14 protein-coding genes and 15 tRNA genes are annotated in these 17367 nt (G+C 37.7%); 4 read left to right on the plus strand and 25 right to left on the minus strand.

Features of this window, described 5'->3' with window-relative positions; translation table 11 throughout:
- Window positions 1–113 precede the first annotated feature (113 nt).
- Window positions 114–845: a yteA family sporulation protein gene (locus ACQKNI_RS12510; protein WP_088232896.1), complete on the plus strand. Its 732-nt coding sequence runs from the start codon at window positions 114–116 to the stop codon at window positions 843–845.
- Window positions 846–889: 44 nt separating this feature from the next.
- Here ACQKNI_RS12510 and cspD read toward each other — a convergent pair whose 3' ends face one another.
- Window positions 890–1090 carry a cold-shock protein CspD gene (gene cspD, locus ACQKNI_RS12515; protein WP_001193054.1) on the minus strand — a complete coding sequence of 67 codons (201 nt, stop codon included), beginning with the start codon at window positions 1088–1090 and terminating at the stop codon, window positions 890–892.
- A gap of 320 nt (window positions 1091–1410) precedes the next feature.
- Between cspD and ACQKNI_RS12520 the strand changes: the two genes are divergently transcribed.
- Window positions 1411–2193: a TIGR00266 family protein gene (locus ACQKNI_RS12520; protein ID WP_427282411.1), complete on the plus strand. Its 783-nt coding sequence runs from the start codon at window positions 1411–1413 to the stop codon at window positions 2191–2193.
- A 22-nt stretch (window positions 2194–2215) separates the two neighbouring features.
- On the opposite strand, the gene ACQKNI_RS12525 is transcribed toward ACQKNI_RS12520, so the two are convergent.
- Window positions 2216–2983: a MerR family transcriptional regulator gene (locus tag ACQKNI_RS12525; RefSeq protein WP_088232898.1), complete on the minus strand. Its 768-nt coding sequence runs from the start codon at window positions 2981–2983 to the stop codon at window positions 2216–2218.
- Window positions 2984–3125: 142 nt separating this feature from the next.
- Between ACQKNI_RS12525 and ACQKNI_RS12530 the strand changes: the two genes are divergently transcribed.
- Window positions 3126–3848 (plus strand): lipase family protein, encoded by a 723-nt coding sequence (locus tag ACQKNI_RS12530; RefSeq protein WP_088232899.1) that lies wholly within the window; start codon window positions 3126–3128, stop codon window positions 3846–3848.
- A gap of 77 nt (window positions 3849–3925) precedes the next feature.
- On the plus strand, window positions 3926–4060 hold the full coding sequence (locus tag ACQKNI_RS12535; protein WP_088232900.1) for a hypothetical protein: 135 nt from the start codon (window positions 3926–3928) through the stop codon (window positions 4058–4060).
- Window positions 4061–4215: 155 nt separating this feature from the next.
- Here ACQKNI_RS12535 and glgP read toward each other — a convergent pair whose 3' ends face one another.
- From glgP to ACQKNI_RS12650, 23 genes are all read right to left on the minus strand, one after another.
- On the minus strand, window positions 4216–6624 hold the full coding sequence (glgP, locus tag ACQKNI_RS12540) for a glycogen phosphorylase (RefSeq protein WP_088232901.1): 2409 nt from the start codon (window positions 6622–6624) through the stop codon (window positions 4216–4218).
- 18 nt (window positions 6625–6642) lie between these two features.
- Complete coding sequence (gene glgA, locus ACQKNI_RS12545; protein ID WP_088232909.1) at window positions 6643–8073, minus strand: glycogen synthase GlgA; 1431 nt, start codon at window positions 8071–8073, stop codon at window positions 6643–6645.
- A gap of 109 nt (window positions 8074–8182) precedes the next feature.
- Entirely contained in the window at window positions 8183–9217 is a 1035-nt protein-coding gene (gene glgD / locus ACQKNI_RS12550; protein ID WP_088232902.1) for a glucose-1-phosphate adenylyltransferase subunit GlgD, read from the minus strand.
- An 18-nt stretch (window positions 9218–9235) separates the two neighbouring features.
- Entirely contained in the window at window positions 9236–10366 is a 1131-nt protein-coding gene (gene glgC / locus ACQKNI_RS12555) for a glucose-1-phosphate adenylyltransferase (protein WP_088232903.1), read from the minus strand.
- The gene (gene glgB / locus ACQKNI_RS12560; RefSeq protein ID WP_144559518.1) at window positions 10314–12251 is read right to left on the minus strand and encodes a 1,4-alpha-glucan branching protein GlgB; all 1938 of its coding nucleotides are present in this window, start codon (window positions 12249–12251) and stop codon (window positions 10314–10316) included. The genes glgC and glgB overlap by 53 nt, the downstream gene beginning before the upstream one ends.
- Before the next feature lie 782 nt (window positions 12252–13033).
- A complete protein-coding gene (locus ACQKNI_RS12565) occupies window positions 13034–13978 on the minus strand; it encodes an L-lactate dehydrogenase (protein WP_088232905.1) in 945 nt (314 codons plus the stop codon).
- Window positions 13979–14438: 460 nt separating this feature from the next.
- Window positions 14439–15419, minus strand: coding sequence for an anti sigma factor C-terminal domain-containing protein (locus ACQKNI_RS12570; RefSeq protein ID WP_088232906.1), 981 nt, complete (start codon window positions 15417–15419; stop codon window positions 14439–14441).
- The gene (locus ACQKNI_RS12575) at window positions 15406–15900 is read right to left on the minus strand and encodes an RNA polymerase sigma factor (RefSeq protein ID WP_088232907.1); all 495 of its coding nucleotides are present in this window, start codon (window positions 15898–15900) and stop codon (window positions 15406–15408) included. The genes ACQKNI_RS12570 and ACQKNI_RS12575 overlap by 14 nt, the downstream gene beginning before the upstream one ends.
- A gap of 136 nt (window positions 15901–16036) precedes the next feature.
- Window positions 16037–16108, minus strand: a tRNA-Glu gene (locus ACQKNI_RS12580).
- 5 nt (window positions 16109–16113) lie between these two features.
- Window positions 16114–16204, minus strand: a tRNA-Ser gene (locus tag ACQKNI_RS12585).
- 6 nt (window positions 16205–16210) lie between these two features.
- Window positions 16211–16285: transfer RNA gene (locus ACQKNI_RS12590), tRNA-Asn, on the minus strand.
- Between the two features lie 7 nt (window positions 16286–16292).
- Window positions 16293–16369, minus strand: a tRNA-Ile gene (locus tag ACQKNI_RS12595).
- Window positions 16370–16379: 10 nt separating this feature from the next.
- Window positions 16380–16450, minus strand: a tRNA-Gly gene (locus ACQKNI_RS12600).
- Between the two features lie 13 nt (window positions 16451–16463).
- Window positions 16464–16539 (minus strand) — tRNA-Lys (locus ACQKNI_RS12605).
- 10 nt (window positions 16540–16549) lie between these two features.
- Window positions 16550–16625, minus strand: a tRNA-Thr gene (locus ACQKNI_RS12610).
- Window positions 16626–16639: 14 nt separating this feature from the next.
- Window positions 16640–16715 (minus strand) — tRNA-Phe (locus tag ACQKNI_RS12615).
- Between the two features lie 9 nt (window positions 16716–16724).
- Window positions 16725–16800: transfer RNA gene (locus ACQKNI_RS12620), tRNA-Asp, on the minus strand.
- A gap of 3 nt (window positions 16801–16803) precedes the next feature.
- Window positions 16804–16880: transfer RNA gene (locus ACQKNI_RS12625), tRNA-Met, on the minus strand.
- Between the two features lie 27 nt (window positions 16881–16907).
- A tRNA-Ser gene (locus ACQKNI_RS12630) sits at window positions 16908–17000 on the minus strand.
- A gap of 17 nt (window positions 17001–17017) precedes the next feature.
- A tRNA-Ile gene (locus tag ACQKNI_RS12635) sits at window positions 17018–17094 on the minus strand.
- Window positions 17095–17098: 4 nt separating this feature from the next.
- Window positions 17099–17175 (minus strand) — tRNA-Met (locus ACQKNI_RS12640).
- Between the two features lie 20 nt (window positions 17176–17195).
- Window positions 17196–17268 (minus strand) — tRNA-Ala (locus ACQKNI_RS12645).
- A 15-nt stretch (window positions 17269–17283) separates the two neighbouring features.
- Window positions 17284–17357: transfer RNA gene (locus tag ACQKNI_RS12650), tRNA-Pro, on the minus strand.
- Window positions 17358–17367: the final 10 nt, after the last annotated feature.

Raw genomic sequence — 17367 nt, forward strand, 5'->3', positions numbered from 1 at the left:
CTTATGCAGCTCTTTTTTCATATCCTCACTTCTAAGCTAAAATTCATCTCATAATTCCTACTCCCAACGCTCATACTATGTAAAGAAACTGAATTGTAGGAAGGTGGACGACTATGCTAACTCCACAACAAATAAATCAATTTAAATCCGTTTTAGAAAAACAAAAACAAGAACTAGAGCAAACGATTCAAACACATGAAAATGAAGACCGTGCATCTGAACGCGATTCCGTTGGAGAATTATCTAGCTATGATAACCATCCGGCCGATATGGCAACAGAATTATATGAACGTGAAAAAGATTTCGGACTCATCGAACTTTGGCATAAACAGCTAGAAGATACAAAACACGCCCTACAAAAAATAGAAGCTGGTACGTACGGCATTTGCGAAGTATCTGGCGTGGAAATTCCGTTTGAAAGACTAGAAGCAATGCCGACCGCTACAACGTGTATACAGCACGCGACAAATAAATTAAATATGGAGACGAGGCCCGTTGAAGAAGAAGTGCTATCTCCTTCTTTCCACAAGCACGATGAAGACCATTCTGTTGAATATGATGCAGAAGATGCTTGGCAAGATGTCGCAAATTACGGAACATCTGAAACACCGTCTGATTTAGAAAGACAAGATTCCAAAAATTATAATGGCATGTACGTAAATAGTGAGGAAAACGTAGGCTACGTAGAGGATTTCGAAAACTTTATCGGTACGGATATGTATGGGAAAAATCCGCAAGTTTTTGCAACAGAAGAACACGAAGAATATGAACAAATGCTTGATGATTTTGAAGAACGTACCTTCAAAGGCGAATTATCTTCAAATGAATCTAGTTCCAAAGAATAAAAAAAAGCATTCCGAAAATCGGAATGCTTTTTATCGCTAGCTAATTAGTTTTTTGTAACGTTAGCAGCTTGTGGTCCACGGTTACCTTCAACGATTTCGAAAGAAACTTCTTGACCTTCTTCTAAAGTTTTGAATCCGTCACCTTGGATAGCTGAGAAGTGAACGAATACATCGTCTCCACCTTCAACTTCGATGAAACCGAAACCTTTTTCGCTGTTGAACCATTTAACTTTACCTGTTTGCATGTCATGTACCTCCTAAATAAAAATGAAACTATGAATCCACATGAAAAGGTGGATATAAAGGACATGAATGTATAACAAGCTTACAGCCTTTAATTCAACGTGCTTTATTTCCGTACCACATTATGTAGCTCAATAGTGACTCAACTATATCACGCTATATCCAAAACGTCAAATGAGAACACTTTCATTTCATCGGTTTTTATAACACTAGTATAACCTTAAATTTTTATTCTATTTTATTCCAAAATTAACAAAAATACAGTACTCTAATTCTTTTAACTTCTGTACAATATAAGTATTACACATGATGAGGTGAAAAAATGCAAGCACATGAAATCGAGTATAAATTATATGGCGATGATATGCAGTTTGTTGAAATTGAGTTAGATCCAAAAGAAAGCGTTATTGCTGAAGCTGGCGCAATGATGATGATGGAAGATCATATCGAAATGGAAACGATTTTCGGCGATGGCTCTGGACCATCTGGTGGTCTATTCGGTAAATTAATGGGCGCTGGTAAACGTCTTGTTACAGGGGAAAGCATGTTTATGACTGTATTTACAAATACAGGTCACGGCAAACGCCACGTATCCTTTGCTGCTCCTTACCCTGGTAAAATTATTCCTGTTGATTTAACAGAATATCAAGGAAAAGTAGTTTGTCAAAAAGATGCCTTTCTTTGCGCTGCAAAAGGTGTTTCTATCGGTATTGAATTCACGAAAAAAATAGGTAGTGGTTTCTTCGGTGGTGAAGGTTTCATCATGCAGAAACTGGAAGGTGATGGCCTTGCTTTCATGCACGCTGGTGGAACAGTATATAAGCGTGAATTGAAACCTGGCGAAAAGCTTCGCATTGATACAGGTTGTCTCGTTGCTATGACAAAAGACGTTAACTATGATATTGAATTCGTAGGAAAAGTAAAAACAGCTCTATTTGGCGGCGAAGGTTTATTCTTCGCAACGCTAGAAGGTCCTGGAACTGTTTGGATTCAGACCTTAACACTTAGCCGCTTAGCAGCACGCCTTACAAGCCCAGCAGCTCAAGGCAGTGGTGAAGGTAGTGTTTTAGGTGGACTTGGTCGTCTTTTAGATGGGAAAGAGTAGAAGTGCCCTTATTGGGCACTTTTTATTTAGGTGGACTATATAAACCATTTTGAATCATATAGTATTCCATCGCTTCATTAAGCCACGCCTCTTCTTCTTCCGTATAAGGAGAAGGCATCATATTATTATATTGTTCTTCTACATTCTCTAATTTACCTAGAGAATACATCGTCTCTTCACCGACATACTTAAGAGTCGCTTTCATATGTTCATCAACTAGCTTTTGCACTTCTGAATCCTCAATTCGTCTTCCAAACAACCTTTTCACTTCTGTTGCTAAACGCACAAATTCTTTATCAAGCGCTATGCTCTCTTCTTCTGGCTTATTATATAATCCATCAACCACTTCTTTTGATACATATTCTTCAAGCCATAAACGTTGCTCATTTTCTTTTTGAATACTGTTAATTAAACTCATTACTATGCCACTATCTACCTGTTCTTCTTCAAGGCATATTATCGTTCTTTCAATCGCCTTTATCGAGACTTCAATTTGTTTTTTCTTTTCTTCAAAGGCCTTTCTTTGTTGTTCCAATGTTTCTTTTAAACTTACATTCAAACTTGGCATTTTAAGCATAACGCGGATTTCTTCTAAACTATATCCTAATATTTTTAGACTCACTATTTTTTGTAATTCCAATACATCTTTGTTTTTATATATGCGGTGTCCAGAATTCATATTTTTTTCAGGCTTAAGCAATCCAATTTCATCGTAATATTGTAGCGTTCGTATCGATGTTCCTGTTTTCTTTGAGAATTCACCAATCGAATAACTTTCCCCTTTACTCATCCTTCCCGCCTCCTAACAATATATTTATAAAAATCATACTTCCTCACGTAACTGTAGGTGCAAGCCTTTTTTCAAAAAGAATGAATCAAGTTCCTCACTGCATATATTTAAACTATACCTTTTCTTAAGGAGGGCTTCCTTAATGCGTACTCCTTTATCCTTCGATAAAGATACTGCCATACTGTTAGCATCTTGCTGCGATCTAACATATGAACAATATAAACAAAATGGGATTTTCGAAATACCGGATGGTTTTCAATATGTACAAGGCTTTCAAGGTAAAACCATTCAAACGACAGATTGGTTTGGATTCATACTGGAGTCTGAGGATACAATTATTATAGCTTTTCGAGGTACGCAAACAGATACAGACTGGATTATCGATTCACTCGTCAACCAAAAACCATATCCATATGCTCTCAATAGCGGAAATGTCCATAATGGCTTTCTTTCTATTTATGAATCATGCCGGGATTCTATTATGGATATGCTCGTATCGTTACCAGCCCATAAGAAACTTCTTGCAACAGGCCATAGCTTAGGGGGAGCACTCGCCACACTACACATATTAGATGCACGAATTAACACTGCCTTCGCACAGTATGGAATTTATACATTCGCCTCTCCAAAGGTTGGAGATGTTGCCTTTCGAAATTATTATAAACTGCAAGTAGCTAGTAGCTTTCGCTTCGTCAATTTATTTGATGTCGTTCCTCTTCTTCCACCGCGAAATGTCCATTTTAACGATCAAGACTGGGAATATGTACACGTTCATCACAATATGACATTTACGAAAAACACAAAATCCATTACGAATAATCATTCCATTACAACATACAAAACATGTCTGACTTCTCATTTTTAACCAGTAAACATTTGGAAATCATATATTCTTATACTATAATAATATATGAAATTATTTTTTGGATGAGGGGACCTTACATGCTAAAATTTATCTTTGCACTTTTGCTCATTGCAATTTTTTCATTTACAGGTTTCTTTACATTTTCATACTTTGCGACAGGAGAATATGGTGGAACAGGCATAATATATACCGCTATTCCATTTCTTTCTTAAGCAAAATAAGTAAAACGAGCTTACTCTCATTAAGCTCGTTTTACTTTTCTAAGCGATTAAATTTTTGTTTTAAAAGTAAATACGTTTTTCCTCTCATATACAATTTTGCACATTTCAACATAATAAAGAAAAGTCCCTTCAAAAGGGACTTTCACTTAATATAGTTTAACGGTATTACCAATACCCCAAATTTCATTGCTATACTGCAAGATCGTTCGATCGCTCGCGAAATGACCAGATTGTGCAATATTCAAAATCGACATTTCTAGCCATTTCCTCCTATTTTCATAGGCTCTACCGACAGCTTCCTGTCTTTCCGCATATGGACTAAAATCTCGAAGAACGAAATATTCGTCATTTTGAATAACGAGAGAATCATAAATCGCTTCAAATTCAGCCCCTACATGTGTAAAGAAACCGTTCGTTAGCTGATCTACCACTTTTTTAATGTGCATATTGTGGTGATAATAATCACTTGCACGATATCCACCATTTTGATAGTAATGAAGAACCTCATCCGCCGTTAAGCCGAAAATGAAACAGGCTCCATCACCAACTCGGTCTTTTATTTCAATATTAGCTCCATCTAACGTTCCGAGTGTAATCGCACCATTCATCATAAATTTCATGTTCCCTGTTCCCGATGCTTCCTTACTCGCAGTTGAAATTTGCTCACTTACGTCAGCTGCTGGGAATATATCTTCCGCTAAAGAAACTCGGTAGTTTTCTAGAAAGATAACTTTCATAAATTGACTTACGTACGGATCATTATTTACTTTTCTTGCAAGTTCATTAATTAATTTAATAATCTTCTTCGCATAATAATAGCCTGGAGATGCTTTTGCTCCAAAAATAAAAGTACGCGGATAAAATGAAAAACTAGCATCCTCTTTCAAACGGTTATACAAATATAAAATATGAAGAACATTTAATAATTGTCGTTTGTATGCATGCAATCTTTTCACTTGCACATCAAAAATGGAATTTGGATCAATCGTAATCCCCATTTGATTATGAATGCGCTCCGCTAAAATAATCTTACGCTCTTGCTTTACATCCGCAAGCTTCTCTTGGAAACTAGCATCATACTGAAAAGTTTGCAATGCTTGCAGTTTAATCGGTTCTTTCTTCCACTCCGTTCCAATCGCCTCGGAAATGAGATTTGTTAGCTGCGGATTTGCTTTCATGAGCCAGCGCCTATGAGCAATTCCATTCGTTTTATTATTAAACTTATCTGGGTAAAACTCATAGAACAATCGCATTTCACGCTGTTTTAAAATTTCCGTATGAATTTTCGCTACACCGTTGACACTATGGCTTCCAACAATCGCTAAATGAGCCATTTTCACAAGATCATGCGCAATAATCGCCATATTTTCAATGCGATGCCATTCATAAGGATAACGTTCCCAAAGCTCATGACAGAAACGTTCATTAATCTCTTCAATAATCATATATATTCTCGGTAATAACGGTTTAAAAATGTGAATTGGCCACTTCTCAAGCGCTTCTGATAACGTCGTATGATTCGTATAAGAAATCGTCTGCGTCGTTATATGCCAAGCTTCTTCCCATGCTAATTTTTCCTCGTCTAATAAAATACGCATCAATTCTGGAATCGCTAAAACCGGATGGGTATCGTTAATATGAATCGCAATTTTTTCATGCAACTGACGAAGGCTACCGTATCTTTCTCTATGCATACGAACGATATTTTGCAAGCTTGCTGATACGAGGAAATACTGTTGTTTCAAACGAAGTATTTTCCCCTCATCATGCGTATCATCTGGATATAAAAACTCAGATACAGCCTCTGTTTCACGCTTATACTTCAAAATATCTTTGCAATTTTGCGGGAAAGGAACTGGTTCCGCATTCCAAAGTCTGAGCGTATTTACAGTACTTGTCTCATAACCTACTACTGGAACGTCATATGGCACTGCCATAATCACTTCTGCATTCGTATGCCTGAACTCTAAACGTCCGTCAATGTTTAGCGGTTCAACATTGCCAAAATAACTTACTTCTACGGCTTGATCATATCTTCTTACTTCCCATACGTTTTCATGAAGAAGCCACTGTTCTGGAAATTCGACTTGATAACCATCAACAATTTTTTGATCAAATAAGCCATGTTTGTAACGAATTCCACAGCCGTGTCCTGGCAAGTTTAACGAAGCGAGTGAATCAAGGAAACAGGCTGCTAAACGTCCAAGTCCACCATTACCAAGACCTGCATCTGCTTCCACCTCTTCTAAATCGTGCAAAGAAATCCCGAGCTCAGACAGTCCTTGCTCACATACATCCTTGATGCCTAAATTTAATATGTTACTTCCAAGCAAACGTCCAAGTAAAAACTCAATGGATAAGTAATACATTTGCTTTTGCTCTCCAGCTCGGTAACTTTCATTCGTTGCAATCCATTGACTATTCATATACTCACGTACCATATGGCCGAGTGTATTATATTGATCACGAGTTGTAGAGTCTTTGAAACTTTTTCCGTACATCGTCTCTAACTTTTCTAGAAAAGCTGATTTGAAACTTTCAACATGAGTAAACATTTTTTCACCACCTACATGTTATTCCATGAGACTTTTATACAATTCCTTATAGGCAAGAGCTGATTTCCCCCAGCTATAATCTTCAGTCATCGCTTGCTTTACAAGCCTATCCCACACCGGTTTATCGTGATAAAACTCAATTGCACGGTGAACCGTATGCAACATGTCATGTGCATTGAAATTCGTGAAACTAAAACCATTTCCTTCTTCTGTTTCTTCATCGTAAGAATGTACAGTATCGTTCAATCCACCTGTCTCTCTTACAATCGGAATCGTACCGTATGCTAATGCAATAAGTTGTCCAAGTCCACATGGCTCAAACAGTGACGGCATTAAAAACAGGTCGCTTCCTGCATACACTTGATGCGCAAGTTCCTCATTAAACCCAATATACACCTTCACCTTCTCTGGATACTCATATGCCATCCATTCAAAGAACTGCTCGTATTCCGAATCGCCCGAACCTAAAATAATACATTGTACATCTTCCTCCATTATTTCGCGGAATACAGTACGTACTAAATCAAGTCCTTTTTGCTTCGTTAATCGTGTGACCATCGAAATGACTGGTGTATCTTCTTTTTCTGGCAAACCAAAATAACGCTGCAAGGCGCGCTTATTTTTACTCTTTTCATATAATGAATCTGCATCATACTGAGCCTTAATATACGAATCCGTTTCTGGATTATATACGCTCGTATCAATTCCATTTACAATGCCACTAAGCTTATCATTATATTTTCGTAATAATCCATCTAACTTCTCACCAAAAAATTCATATTGAATTTCTTCCTTATATGTCGGGCTAACCGCTGTAATTTGATCCGAAGCGATAATACCGCCTTTCATAAAGTTCACGTTTCCATAAAACTCTAGCTGCTCACTATGAAAATATTCATCACCAAGCTCTAACAAGTCATACATCACTTCAGGAGGAAATACTCCTTGGAACTGCAAGTTGTGAATCGTATATACCGTTTTAATACGCTCATATAAAGGGTTATCTTGATACTTTTCACGAAGCAAGAAATTAACCATAGCCGTATGCCAATCGTGGCTATGAAGAACATCCACTTCGAAATCAAGATGCGGAATACACTCTAACACTGCTTTCGAAAAATAAGAAAAACGCTCCCCATCATCATAATGACCGTATAGGGAATCTCTCTTAAAGTAATATTCATTATCTATTAAGTAATACGTAATCCCGTCTTGTTCGCCTTTGAAAATACCGCAATATTGATTTCTCCACCCAAGCGGAACGTTGATGACTTTATGAAGCGTGCATCCATCTCTTAATTTTTGCGGAATAAGACTATAATTCGGAAGTATAACGCGAACATCTACACCTAATTTTTTTAGCTCTTTTGGGAGCGCACCCGCTACATCAGCTAATCCTCCCGATTTCACAAACGGTACACATTCTGATACTGCAAATAAAATATTCACTTGTTGTCCCACTGCGCGAAAAGCTAAAACTCCTTCTCTTGCAGCTTCCTCCCTTCGAGTTTTCATTTAAATTAAAACTTTAATCAGTGGGGACTCCCCCACTGATTCATTAAGAATAACTATTAATCGTACTGTTTTGAACGCTTCCTTTTTCTACAACATATGGCTCATCGACGGTTCCTTTTAACACGACACCGTCACCAATTTTCACATCTTTATCAATAATAACACCGTCTATTATACAGTTATCTCCAATTTGGCTCTTTTGCATAATAATGCTATTACGAACAATTGAACCTTTTCCAATTTTAACAGAACGGGAAACCACACTATTTTCTACTTCCCCTTCAATAATACTGCCGTTTGCAATCATTGTATTTTTCACAACTGCACCCTTTACGTAACGTGTTGGCGGCTCATCTTTTACTTTCGTAAAGATCGGTGCTTCTTTCTTAAATACTTGCTTCCAAATAGCAGGCTTCAAAATTTCTAGGCTATGTTTATAGTAACTTTCAATTGAGTCAATAATAGCTACATATCCTGTATGCTCATATGTAGCAATATGCAGTGATTTTCCGCGCTTTTCTCTCACTACATCGAATAAACTATATTGCTCCACATCTTTATATGTCTCAAATAAATCTAACAATAATTGTTTATTTAACACGTATGTTTGAAGCGAAACCCCTTCATGACAAACTTCAGTAATATCAGCTGACGTATGTATATGTCGCTCTAACACCGCTTGGAAATTTAATGCGGTTACGAGGTGACTATTCGTAATAACAACGTATTCTTCTCTAGCTCTTAGAAAATAATCAATATGTCTTCTAAAGTGTGCAAATGACCCAAATTCATCTTGGTCACATTGGCAGTTTGGCGGGAATAAAAACAGCCCGTCTCGTTTTCTATCTAAATCCCACTGTTTGCCTGATCCAACATGGTCCATCAATGAACGATTTTTATGACTTGTAAACACCGCCACACTATGAATATTAGAATTCGCCATATTTGAAAGCATGAAATCAATGAGTCGATAACGGCCCCCAAACGGTAACGCCGCTAGTGAGCGATGCCCTGTTACTTTCTTTAAGGAAGGAAAACTTCCCGTTGCATTAATAATTCCTAACATTTTTTCTCCCATTCATTTCATCCCCCTTTTCTATTTCCCTTCAGCAATTAATACTACATCGTCAACATTTTTTTCCGGACGAATGATTGTTCCATCTTCAATAACCATTTCTGATCCAACAATCGCTCTTTCAATTACAACATTTTTACCAATCTTCGCTCCTGGCATAACGACAGAATCAATTACCATACTACCTTCTTCTACCGTTACTCCTTGGAATAAAACAGAATGCTTCACGTCCCCTTCAATAACGCATCCTTCGTTAATAAGTGATTCCTCTACTTTTGCCTGCTGTGCAATATATTGAGGTGGCTCATTTGGATTGACGGAATAAATACGCCAATTACGGTCATTTAAGTTCAGTGATGTTTCATCACGAAGTAAATCCATGTTCGCTTCCCATAAGCTTTTCACTGTTCCAACATCTTTCCAATATCCTTCGAACGGATACGCCATGAGCTTCTTCCCTTCATCTAATAAAAGCGGAAGTACATCTTTTCCGAAATCATTACTAGATTCAGGATTTCTTGCATCCATCTCTAAATACTCTTTCAAAATTGCCCAGTTAAAAATATAAATGCCCATTGATGCAAGATTACTTCTTGGAAATTGCGGTTTTTCTTCAAATTCAACAATTTCCATCTCTTCATTCGTATTCATAATACCAAAGCGACTCGCTTCATCCCAAGGCACTTCAATAACAGAAATTGAAACATCTGATTCTTTTTCAATATGGTAATCTAGCATTTTACTGTAATCCATTTTATAAATATGATCGCCTGATAAAATAAGGACATATTCCGGTTCATACTGACTTAAATAGTTTAAGTTTTGATAAATGGCACTTGCCGTACCTGTATACCACTTCACCCCTGAAGACTCCGCATAAGGAGGTAACACTGTGACTCCGCCGTTTACTCGGTCTAAATCCCACGCATTGCCGATTCCAATGTAATTATGAAGCTCAAGTGGTTGATATTGCGTCAAAATCCCAACAGTTTCAATACCAGAATTCGCACAGTTACTTAACGTAAAATCAATAATGCGATATTTACCACCAAATGGAACAGCTGGCTTGGCTAAATTTTTTGTTAATGCACTTAAACGACTACCTTTTCCCCCTGCTAGTAACATTGCTACGCACTTTTGTTTTTGAGCCATCTTGTTTTTTGCTCCCCTTTCTTGTCTTCACTGGTCGTAATATGGATACGCCAAATGGTGGAATTGTAATTTCTACATGTGCCGCTTGATTATGATACGGTTCTAGAATCGTCTTGAGACGTTTTTTATTCACTTGACCCGAACCGCCATATTGCTCAGCATCACTATTTAAAATCTCGTTATAATACTCAAAATCTGGTACACCTACTTTATAGTTTTCATATGTAGCTTTCGTAAAATTACATACGACAACTAACGCATCTTCTTTCTTATCCCCTTGGCGGATAAATGTGAAAATACTTTGCTCCTTATTATTAGCATCAATCCACTGAAACCCTTCAGGTGAATGATCAAGCTGCCAAAGTGGTTTGGAGCGCTTATACAATGCTATGAGCTCTTTAAAGTAATCATGCATATAACGATGCATTTCAAAATCATGTAAATTCCAATCTAAATCTTCAAGGTCTTTCCACTCATCAAACTGCCCGAATTCTCCTCCCATGAAAAGTAATTTCTTTCCTGGGTGCGTAAAGAAATATCCATATAATAAACGAAGTTGAGCAAATTTATCCCAGTAATCTCCTGGCATTTTATTTAACAATGACTTTTTCCCATGAACGACTTCATCATGAGAAAGCGGTAATATGAAGTTTTCTGAATAAGCATATAGTAAAGAAAACGTCATTTTTTCATGAATGTGTTTCCTATATTCAGGTGCACACTCCATATATTTCAGCACGTCATTCATCCAGCCCATATTCCATTTGTAATTGAACCCAAGCCCACCTTCATACGTTGGAGCTGTTACAAGCGGCCAAGCTGTTGAATCTTCTGCTGTCATAAGAAAATCTTCGTCTTCTGCAAATACCGCCTCATTTAATTCTCGTAAAAATGAAACAGCATGCTCATTACTTTGCTCCTGTCCTTCTTTATTCCAGAACAACATATTCGCAACTGCATCCACCCTGAAACCATCAATATGGAAATATCTCATCCAAAATAACGCATTTGAAATTAAGAAATTACGTACTTCCCTCTTTCCTAAATCGAAATTGACAGTTCCCCATACTGTGTTTTCTTGTACATCTTTATCTTTATATTCATAGGTCGGTGTCCCATCAAACAAATATAAACCGTGAGCATCTTTGCAAAAATGCCCCGGCACCCAATCTAAAATGACACCGATTCCATATTTATGACATTCATCGACAAAATACATCAAATCGTGCGGTGTGCCGAATCTACTCGTCGCTGCATAATATCCCGTTCCTTGATACCCCCAAGAACGATCATACGGATGCTCAACAAGTGGCATAATTTCAATATGTGTAAATTGATGTTCCACCACATACGGAATGAGTTCTTCTGCCATTTCCCTGTAAGAATACAGGGCTCCATCTTCTTTCTTTTTCCAAGAGCCAAAATGCAATTCATACACTGCCATCGCTTCTTTATACACTGATTTTTTCTTTTTCTTGCGACTCCAGTTTTTATCATTCCATTCATATCCCTTTATATCAAAAACTACAGATGCCGTATTCGGTCTTACTTCTGCATATACAGCATACGGATCTGCTTTTAAAATGACGTCACCAGCCATCGTTTCAATCGCATATTTATATATTTCCCTTTCTTCAATATGCGGTATAAACAAAGACCAAATTCCCTCTTCTGTCACTTGTAGCATCTTATGTTGCTCATAATCCCACTCATTAAAATCTCCAACAACACTCATTGCTTTCGCATGAGGAGCCCATACTGTAAATCGTACCCCTCGCATCTCATCCTCCGTCACAACATGTGCGCCAAAGATGTTATAGCTTTCATAGTACTTTTCTGCATGAAACTCATCTCGTTTCACTTCTTCACAATTTATTACACTCAATATGCTCACCTCACTAAGATGACAGAATTTTTTATACTTTAAACCATTTCTGCAAAAAACTGAAATATCCTTGTTAATTTATAAAAAATATACGTTTTTTTCTTAAAAACGTTGAACTTTTTTCACATTTCCATATAAAATATCGAATTTTGACGAATATTCATTGAAAACGCTTTATTTTTCATCTATATTCCATACTATTATTTATTTCTCAACCCTTATTTTATTAGATTTATCCCATTTCCCATGCTATTTTCGCTCAAAACGGGCGTGAAATAACCTGTCGTACAAAAATGTTTCTCAACATTTTTCGTCACAATTGTATTGAATTGAAAAATTCATGGGCATATGCTTGTTCACAATAAAGAACATTGAACCTTCGAAAATATAATTCATACTGAACTACTCTGTTTACCCTATCTATACTCCATGCGAAAGTTCGATAAAAATTTTTTACTAGGAGGCTTTCTTATGTCATTCAAACAAAAGGTTGGAATGGGAGTTGTCACAGCTTCACTTAGCCTATGACTTACATGTGGCGGTGTATTTGCCTATTTCGGTCATTCCCAAGCGTCTAACAATGAAATTAGGGCTAACAACCTAAAAAATAATAAAGAGCACTCTATTTAAAGTAGAGTGCTCTTTTTCTATAAACGACCTTTATCCAGCAAAAGGGGTATATTGGGGATATACAAGGGAAACCGGAAAAGGAATTTATATGAATTTATATAAAAATTCAGAGGCAGGCAGCAGTTTCCCACCTCCAAATTATTTAACAATTATTATAGTACTGGTGCCATTGTTTCTTTTAATACTTTTACAGAATGAGCGAATTTCGCTTTTTCTTCTTCATTTAGCTCAAGCTCTACGATTTCACGTACACCTTGGCGGTTAATTACAGCTGGAACACCTACGTAAGCATCTTTCTCACCGTATTGGCCTTCAAGGTATGCAGATACAGTTAATACGCTGTTCTCGTTGCTTAAAATCGCTTTAGTTACACGAAGTAGTGACATACCGATTCCGTAGTAAGTTGCACCTTTACGTTCGATGATATGGTAAGCTGCATCGCGTACGTTTTCAAAGATTTTATCTAAATCTTCTTGATTGTATTGTTCGTTGTTCGCTAAGATTGTTTCTAGTTTTTGTACACCTACAGTAGCGTGGCTCCATACTGGAAGTTCAGTGTCACCGTGCTCACCAACGATGTAAGCATGAACGTTACGTGGATCTACATCTAAGTAGTCACCTAACATGTAACGGAAACGAGCAGAGTCTAAAGTAGTACCAGAACCGATTACGCGCTCTTTTGGTAAACCAGATTCTTTCCAAGTTACGTAAGTTAAAATATCAACTGGGTTTGTTGCGATTAAGAAGATTCCATCGAATCCGCTATCCATAATACCGCGAACGATTTGTTTAAAGATTTTTGTATTTTTTTCAACTAAGTCTAAACGAGTTTCGCCTGGCTTTTGTGGTAATCCAGCAGTGATAACAACTAAATCTGCATCTTTACAATCTGCATAACTACCGCTCCAAACTTTTGTTGCTGCTGGAGAGAATGGTACCGCATGGCTTAAGTCCATTGCTTCCCCTTCTGCTTTTGCTTCATTAACATCTACTAATACGAATTCTTCAGCTACACCTTGATTGATCATTGAGTAAGCGTAACTACAACCTACAGCTCCTGTTCCTACTAATACTACACGATTGATACCTTTTTTCATGATAATTTCCCCTCTCTATTGTTCACATATATTTTTTTATGATTGTTTAAGTAATTAATTAAAATACTAATTTAATGTTGTTTAACTTCTTTACATTCATATTGTAGCACGTATTATTGTGAATTACTTCACAAATTATGACCTATTTGTGAACTTTTTCACATAGAGTGTAAAGTTATTGGGATAGGTGTGGAATCCATTTCAATGGAGGCGTTTTCTTTAGATTGTGAACGGGATTTTTTGCATTTTTGTCGGTAAGTGAAATTATATCAGCGATTTTTAGAATATATCGACCGTAACTCCAAATATATCAGCGATTTTTGAAATTTATCGACCATAACTCAAATTATATCAGCGATTTTTGCGATATATCGACTTAACGACAAAACTCGACAATAATAACAGCATAAAAAAGCTGTCTCCAATAGGTCACTTATTAAGAGACAGCTTCTTCTATATATTATTTATTTTCCGCAGTAGCCCCTAACACAGCGGCCTTTACGTAATTTTGACCGTTTAATTGCTGTAAATCCGCAGCCGTTCCTGTTACGACCACTCCAATAACTTTTACATCTTCCTCACTTGGTTTTGTCTTCTTTCCTTTTAGATAATCATATATACGTTCATATTCCCCGTAATACTTTCCCTTTTGCTCCAGTCCATTTTGAATCGCTAACAGGAAATCTTTTTCTGTTCCATTTCCAAATTCAATATCGCCTGGTTTTGCTTTAAAGCCGTACACATTATAAGCACTTTCAGTCATATCATCAATATGATACGATTTTTTATCATAATATGTATCTACCCAATACCAAACAGGGTGAACTCCTTCTGGTAGCATCTCTTTTATTTCAGATACTTTATACGGTTTATCAAAAGAGATAGCGAATTCAGCTACTTTATTTTCACCTTTTACTTTTCCTATATCATTTATATAACTATTATATGAAGCAAAAGGAAGATAAAACTGCATCTCTCTTTCCATCGTTTGATTGTTATACAATTCACTTGTCTTATTAATACGTTCATTCCCTATTACAACATTATCAGCTATTGTTAATGGGTTTACATTCGATAATTGGCGAAATGTATTCCAAACTTTATACTCATACACTTCATCTTCCCACTTAACAGGTTTCCCCTCAATAACCTTATATGTTTTATACTCTACTGTGCTTTTAAATACACCGTTTGAAGTAATTGCTATGCCTCTCTCTGTATTAGGTCTTGTAATTTGTCTTATCATATTTAAATCACGATCCATAGCTAAGTAAGCTCTATTATTCAATTGTGAAATTACTATTATAAAACTAAAGAATAGAACAATAAAAAGTGAAATCGAAATCACTGTAATTTTTAATAATTGTCTTCGCTTCGCCTTCTTCAACATTGTTGATACTTTACTTGAATCTATATCAAGATCAAATTCATCTCTGCCCATCTTCAAACCTCCTATAAAGCTTTTTAAACTCATTGCGAGCCCTATACAATGAAACACGCACTGTCTCTTCTTTCATCTCTAATACGGTTCCTATTTCCTTATAAGAAAGTTCATAATCATACTTTAATAATAAAATATGTTTATATACCGGATTCATCTTTTCAAGTATGTTTTGTATTTCTACTTGAAGTTCTTTTTTTAAAATTGGTTCATCTAATCCTTTTGCTCCAATTAATTGAACAGATTCAATCGGAATTTCTTCAATACGCTTTTGCCTTCTTGCAAGATCACGATGCCTATTAATCGCAACTTGAAATAACCATGTTTTTATATACGTAATTTTCATATTCGGTATAGATAATAATGCCTTATGCATCGTATCTTGAACGATATCCTCTGCCTCTACTGGTGTTACTCCAATTTTAAGCAAGTATCTATAAATACTTTTAGATGATTCTATAATAACTTTTTCATACTCCATTGCTCTCTCCTTTCTATTAGTTAGACGATTTAAATAGAAAAAAGTATACAAGAAATCCATAAAAAAAAGCAGACTATCCAAAGTCCGCTTTTACACAACAAAAAAGAGATAGCAGATTATGCTATCTCTTTTAGTATGACCCGTACGGGATTCGAACCCGTGTTACCGCCGTGAAAGGGCGGTGTCTTAACCACTTGACCAACGGGCCAGTTCTGGCAGAGAAGAAGGGATTCGAACCCTCGCACCGCGTTCGCGATCTACTCCCTTAGCAGGGGAGCCCCTTGAGCCACTTGGGTACTTCTCTATAATATGGCTCCGCAGGTAGGACTCGAACCTACGACCGATCGGTTAACAGCCGATAGCTCTACCACTGAGCTACTGCGGAACAATTATGGTGGGCCTAAATGGACTCGAACCATCGACCTCACGCTTATCAGGCGTGCGCTCTAACCAGCTGAGCTATAGGCCCATAATTGAAAAGCGGGTGAAGAGAATCGAACTCTCGACCAGAGCTTGGAAGGCTCTTGTTTTACCACTAAACTACACCCGCATTAAATTGTAAATGGTGAGCCATGAAGGACTCGAACCTTCGACCCTCTGATTAAAAGTCAGATGCTCTACCAACTGAGCTAATGGCTCATTTTGAAAGTGGTGCCGACTAGAGGACTTGAACCCCCAACCTACTGATTACAAGTCAGTTGCTCTACCAATTGAGCTAAGTCGGCTTGCGACTTCAAAATGGTGGCTCGGGACGGAATCGAACCGCCGACACGAGGATTTTCAGTCCTCTGCTCTACCGACTGAGCTACCGAGCCTTATTAAAATGGCGGTCCCGACCGGGGTCGAACCGGCGATCTCCTGCGTGACAGGCAGGCATGTTAACCACTACACCACGGGACCATTTGGTTGCGGGGACAGGATTTGAACCTGCGACCTTCGGGTTATGAGCCCGACGAGCTACCGTGCTGCTCCACCCCGCGATGATAAAATATTTAATTTAGAAAAAATGGAGGAGGTAGAGGGATTCGAACCCCCGCGCGACTCTCGCCGCCTGTCGGTTTTCAAGACCGATCCCTTCAGCCGAACTTGGGTATACCTCCGAGATATAAACGTCTAATGGTGGACCTTGTAGGACTCGAACCTACGACCGGACGGTTATGAGCCGTCTGCTCTAACCAGCTGAGCTAAAGGTCCTTTATGGTAGCGGCGGAGGGGATCGAACCCCCGACCTCACGGGTATGAACCGTACGCTCTAGCCAGCTGAGCTACACCGCCATAAATGATATTAAAATAAGTGGAGCCTAGCGGGATCGAACCGCTGACCTCCTGCGTGCAAGGCAGGCGCTCTCCCAGCTGAGCTAAGGCCCCATGCTTTTGGGAATATCGGGAAGACAGGATTTGAACCTGCGACCCCCTGGTCCCAAACCAGGTGCTCTACCAAGCTGAGCCACTTCCCGTTAATAAAAG

The organism is Bacillus sp. NPDC094064 (genome assembly GCF_050279585.1).
In the GTDB taxonomy this organism is placed as follows: domain Bacteria; phylum Bacillota; class Bacilli; order Bacillales; family Bacillaceae_G; genus Bacillus_A.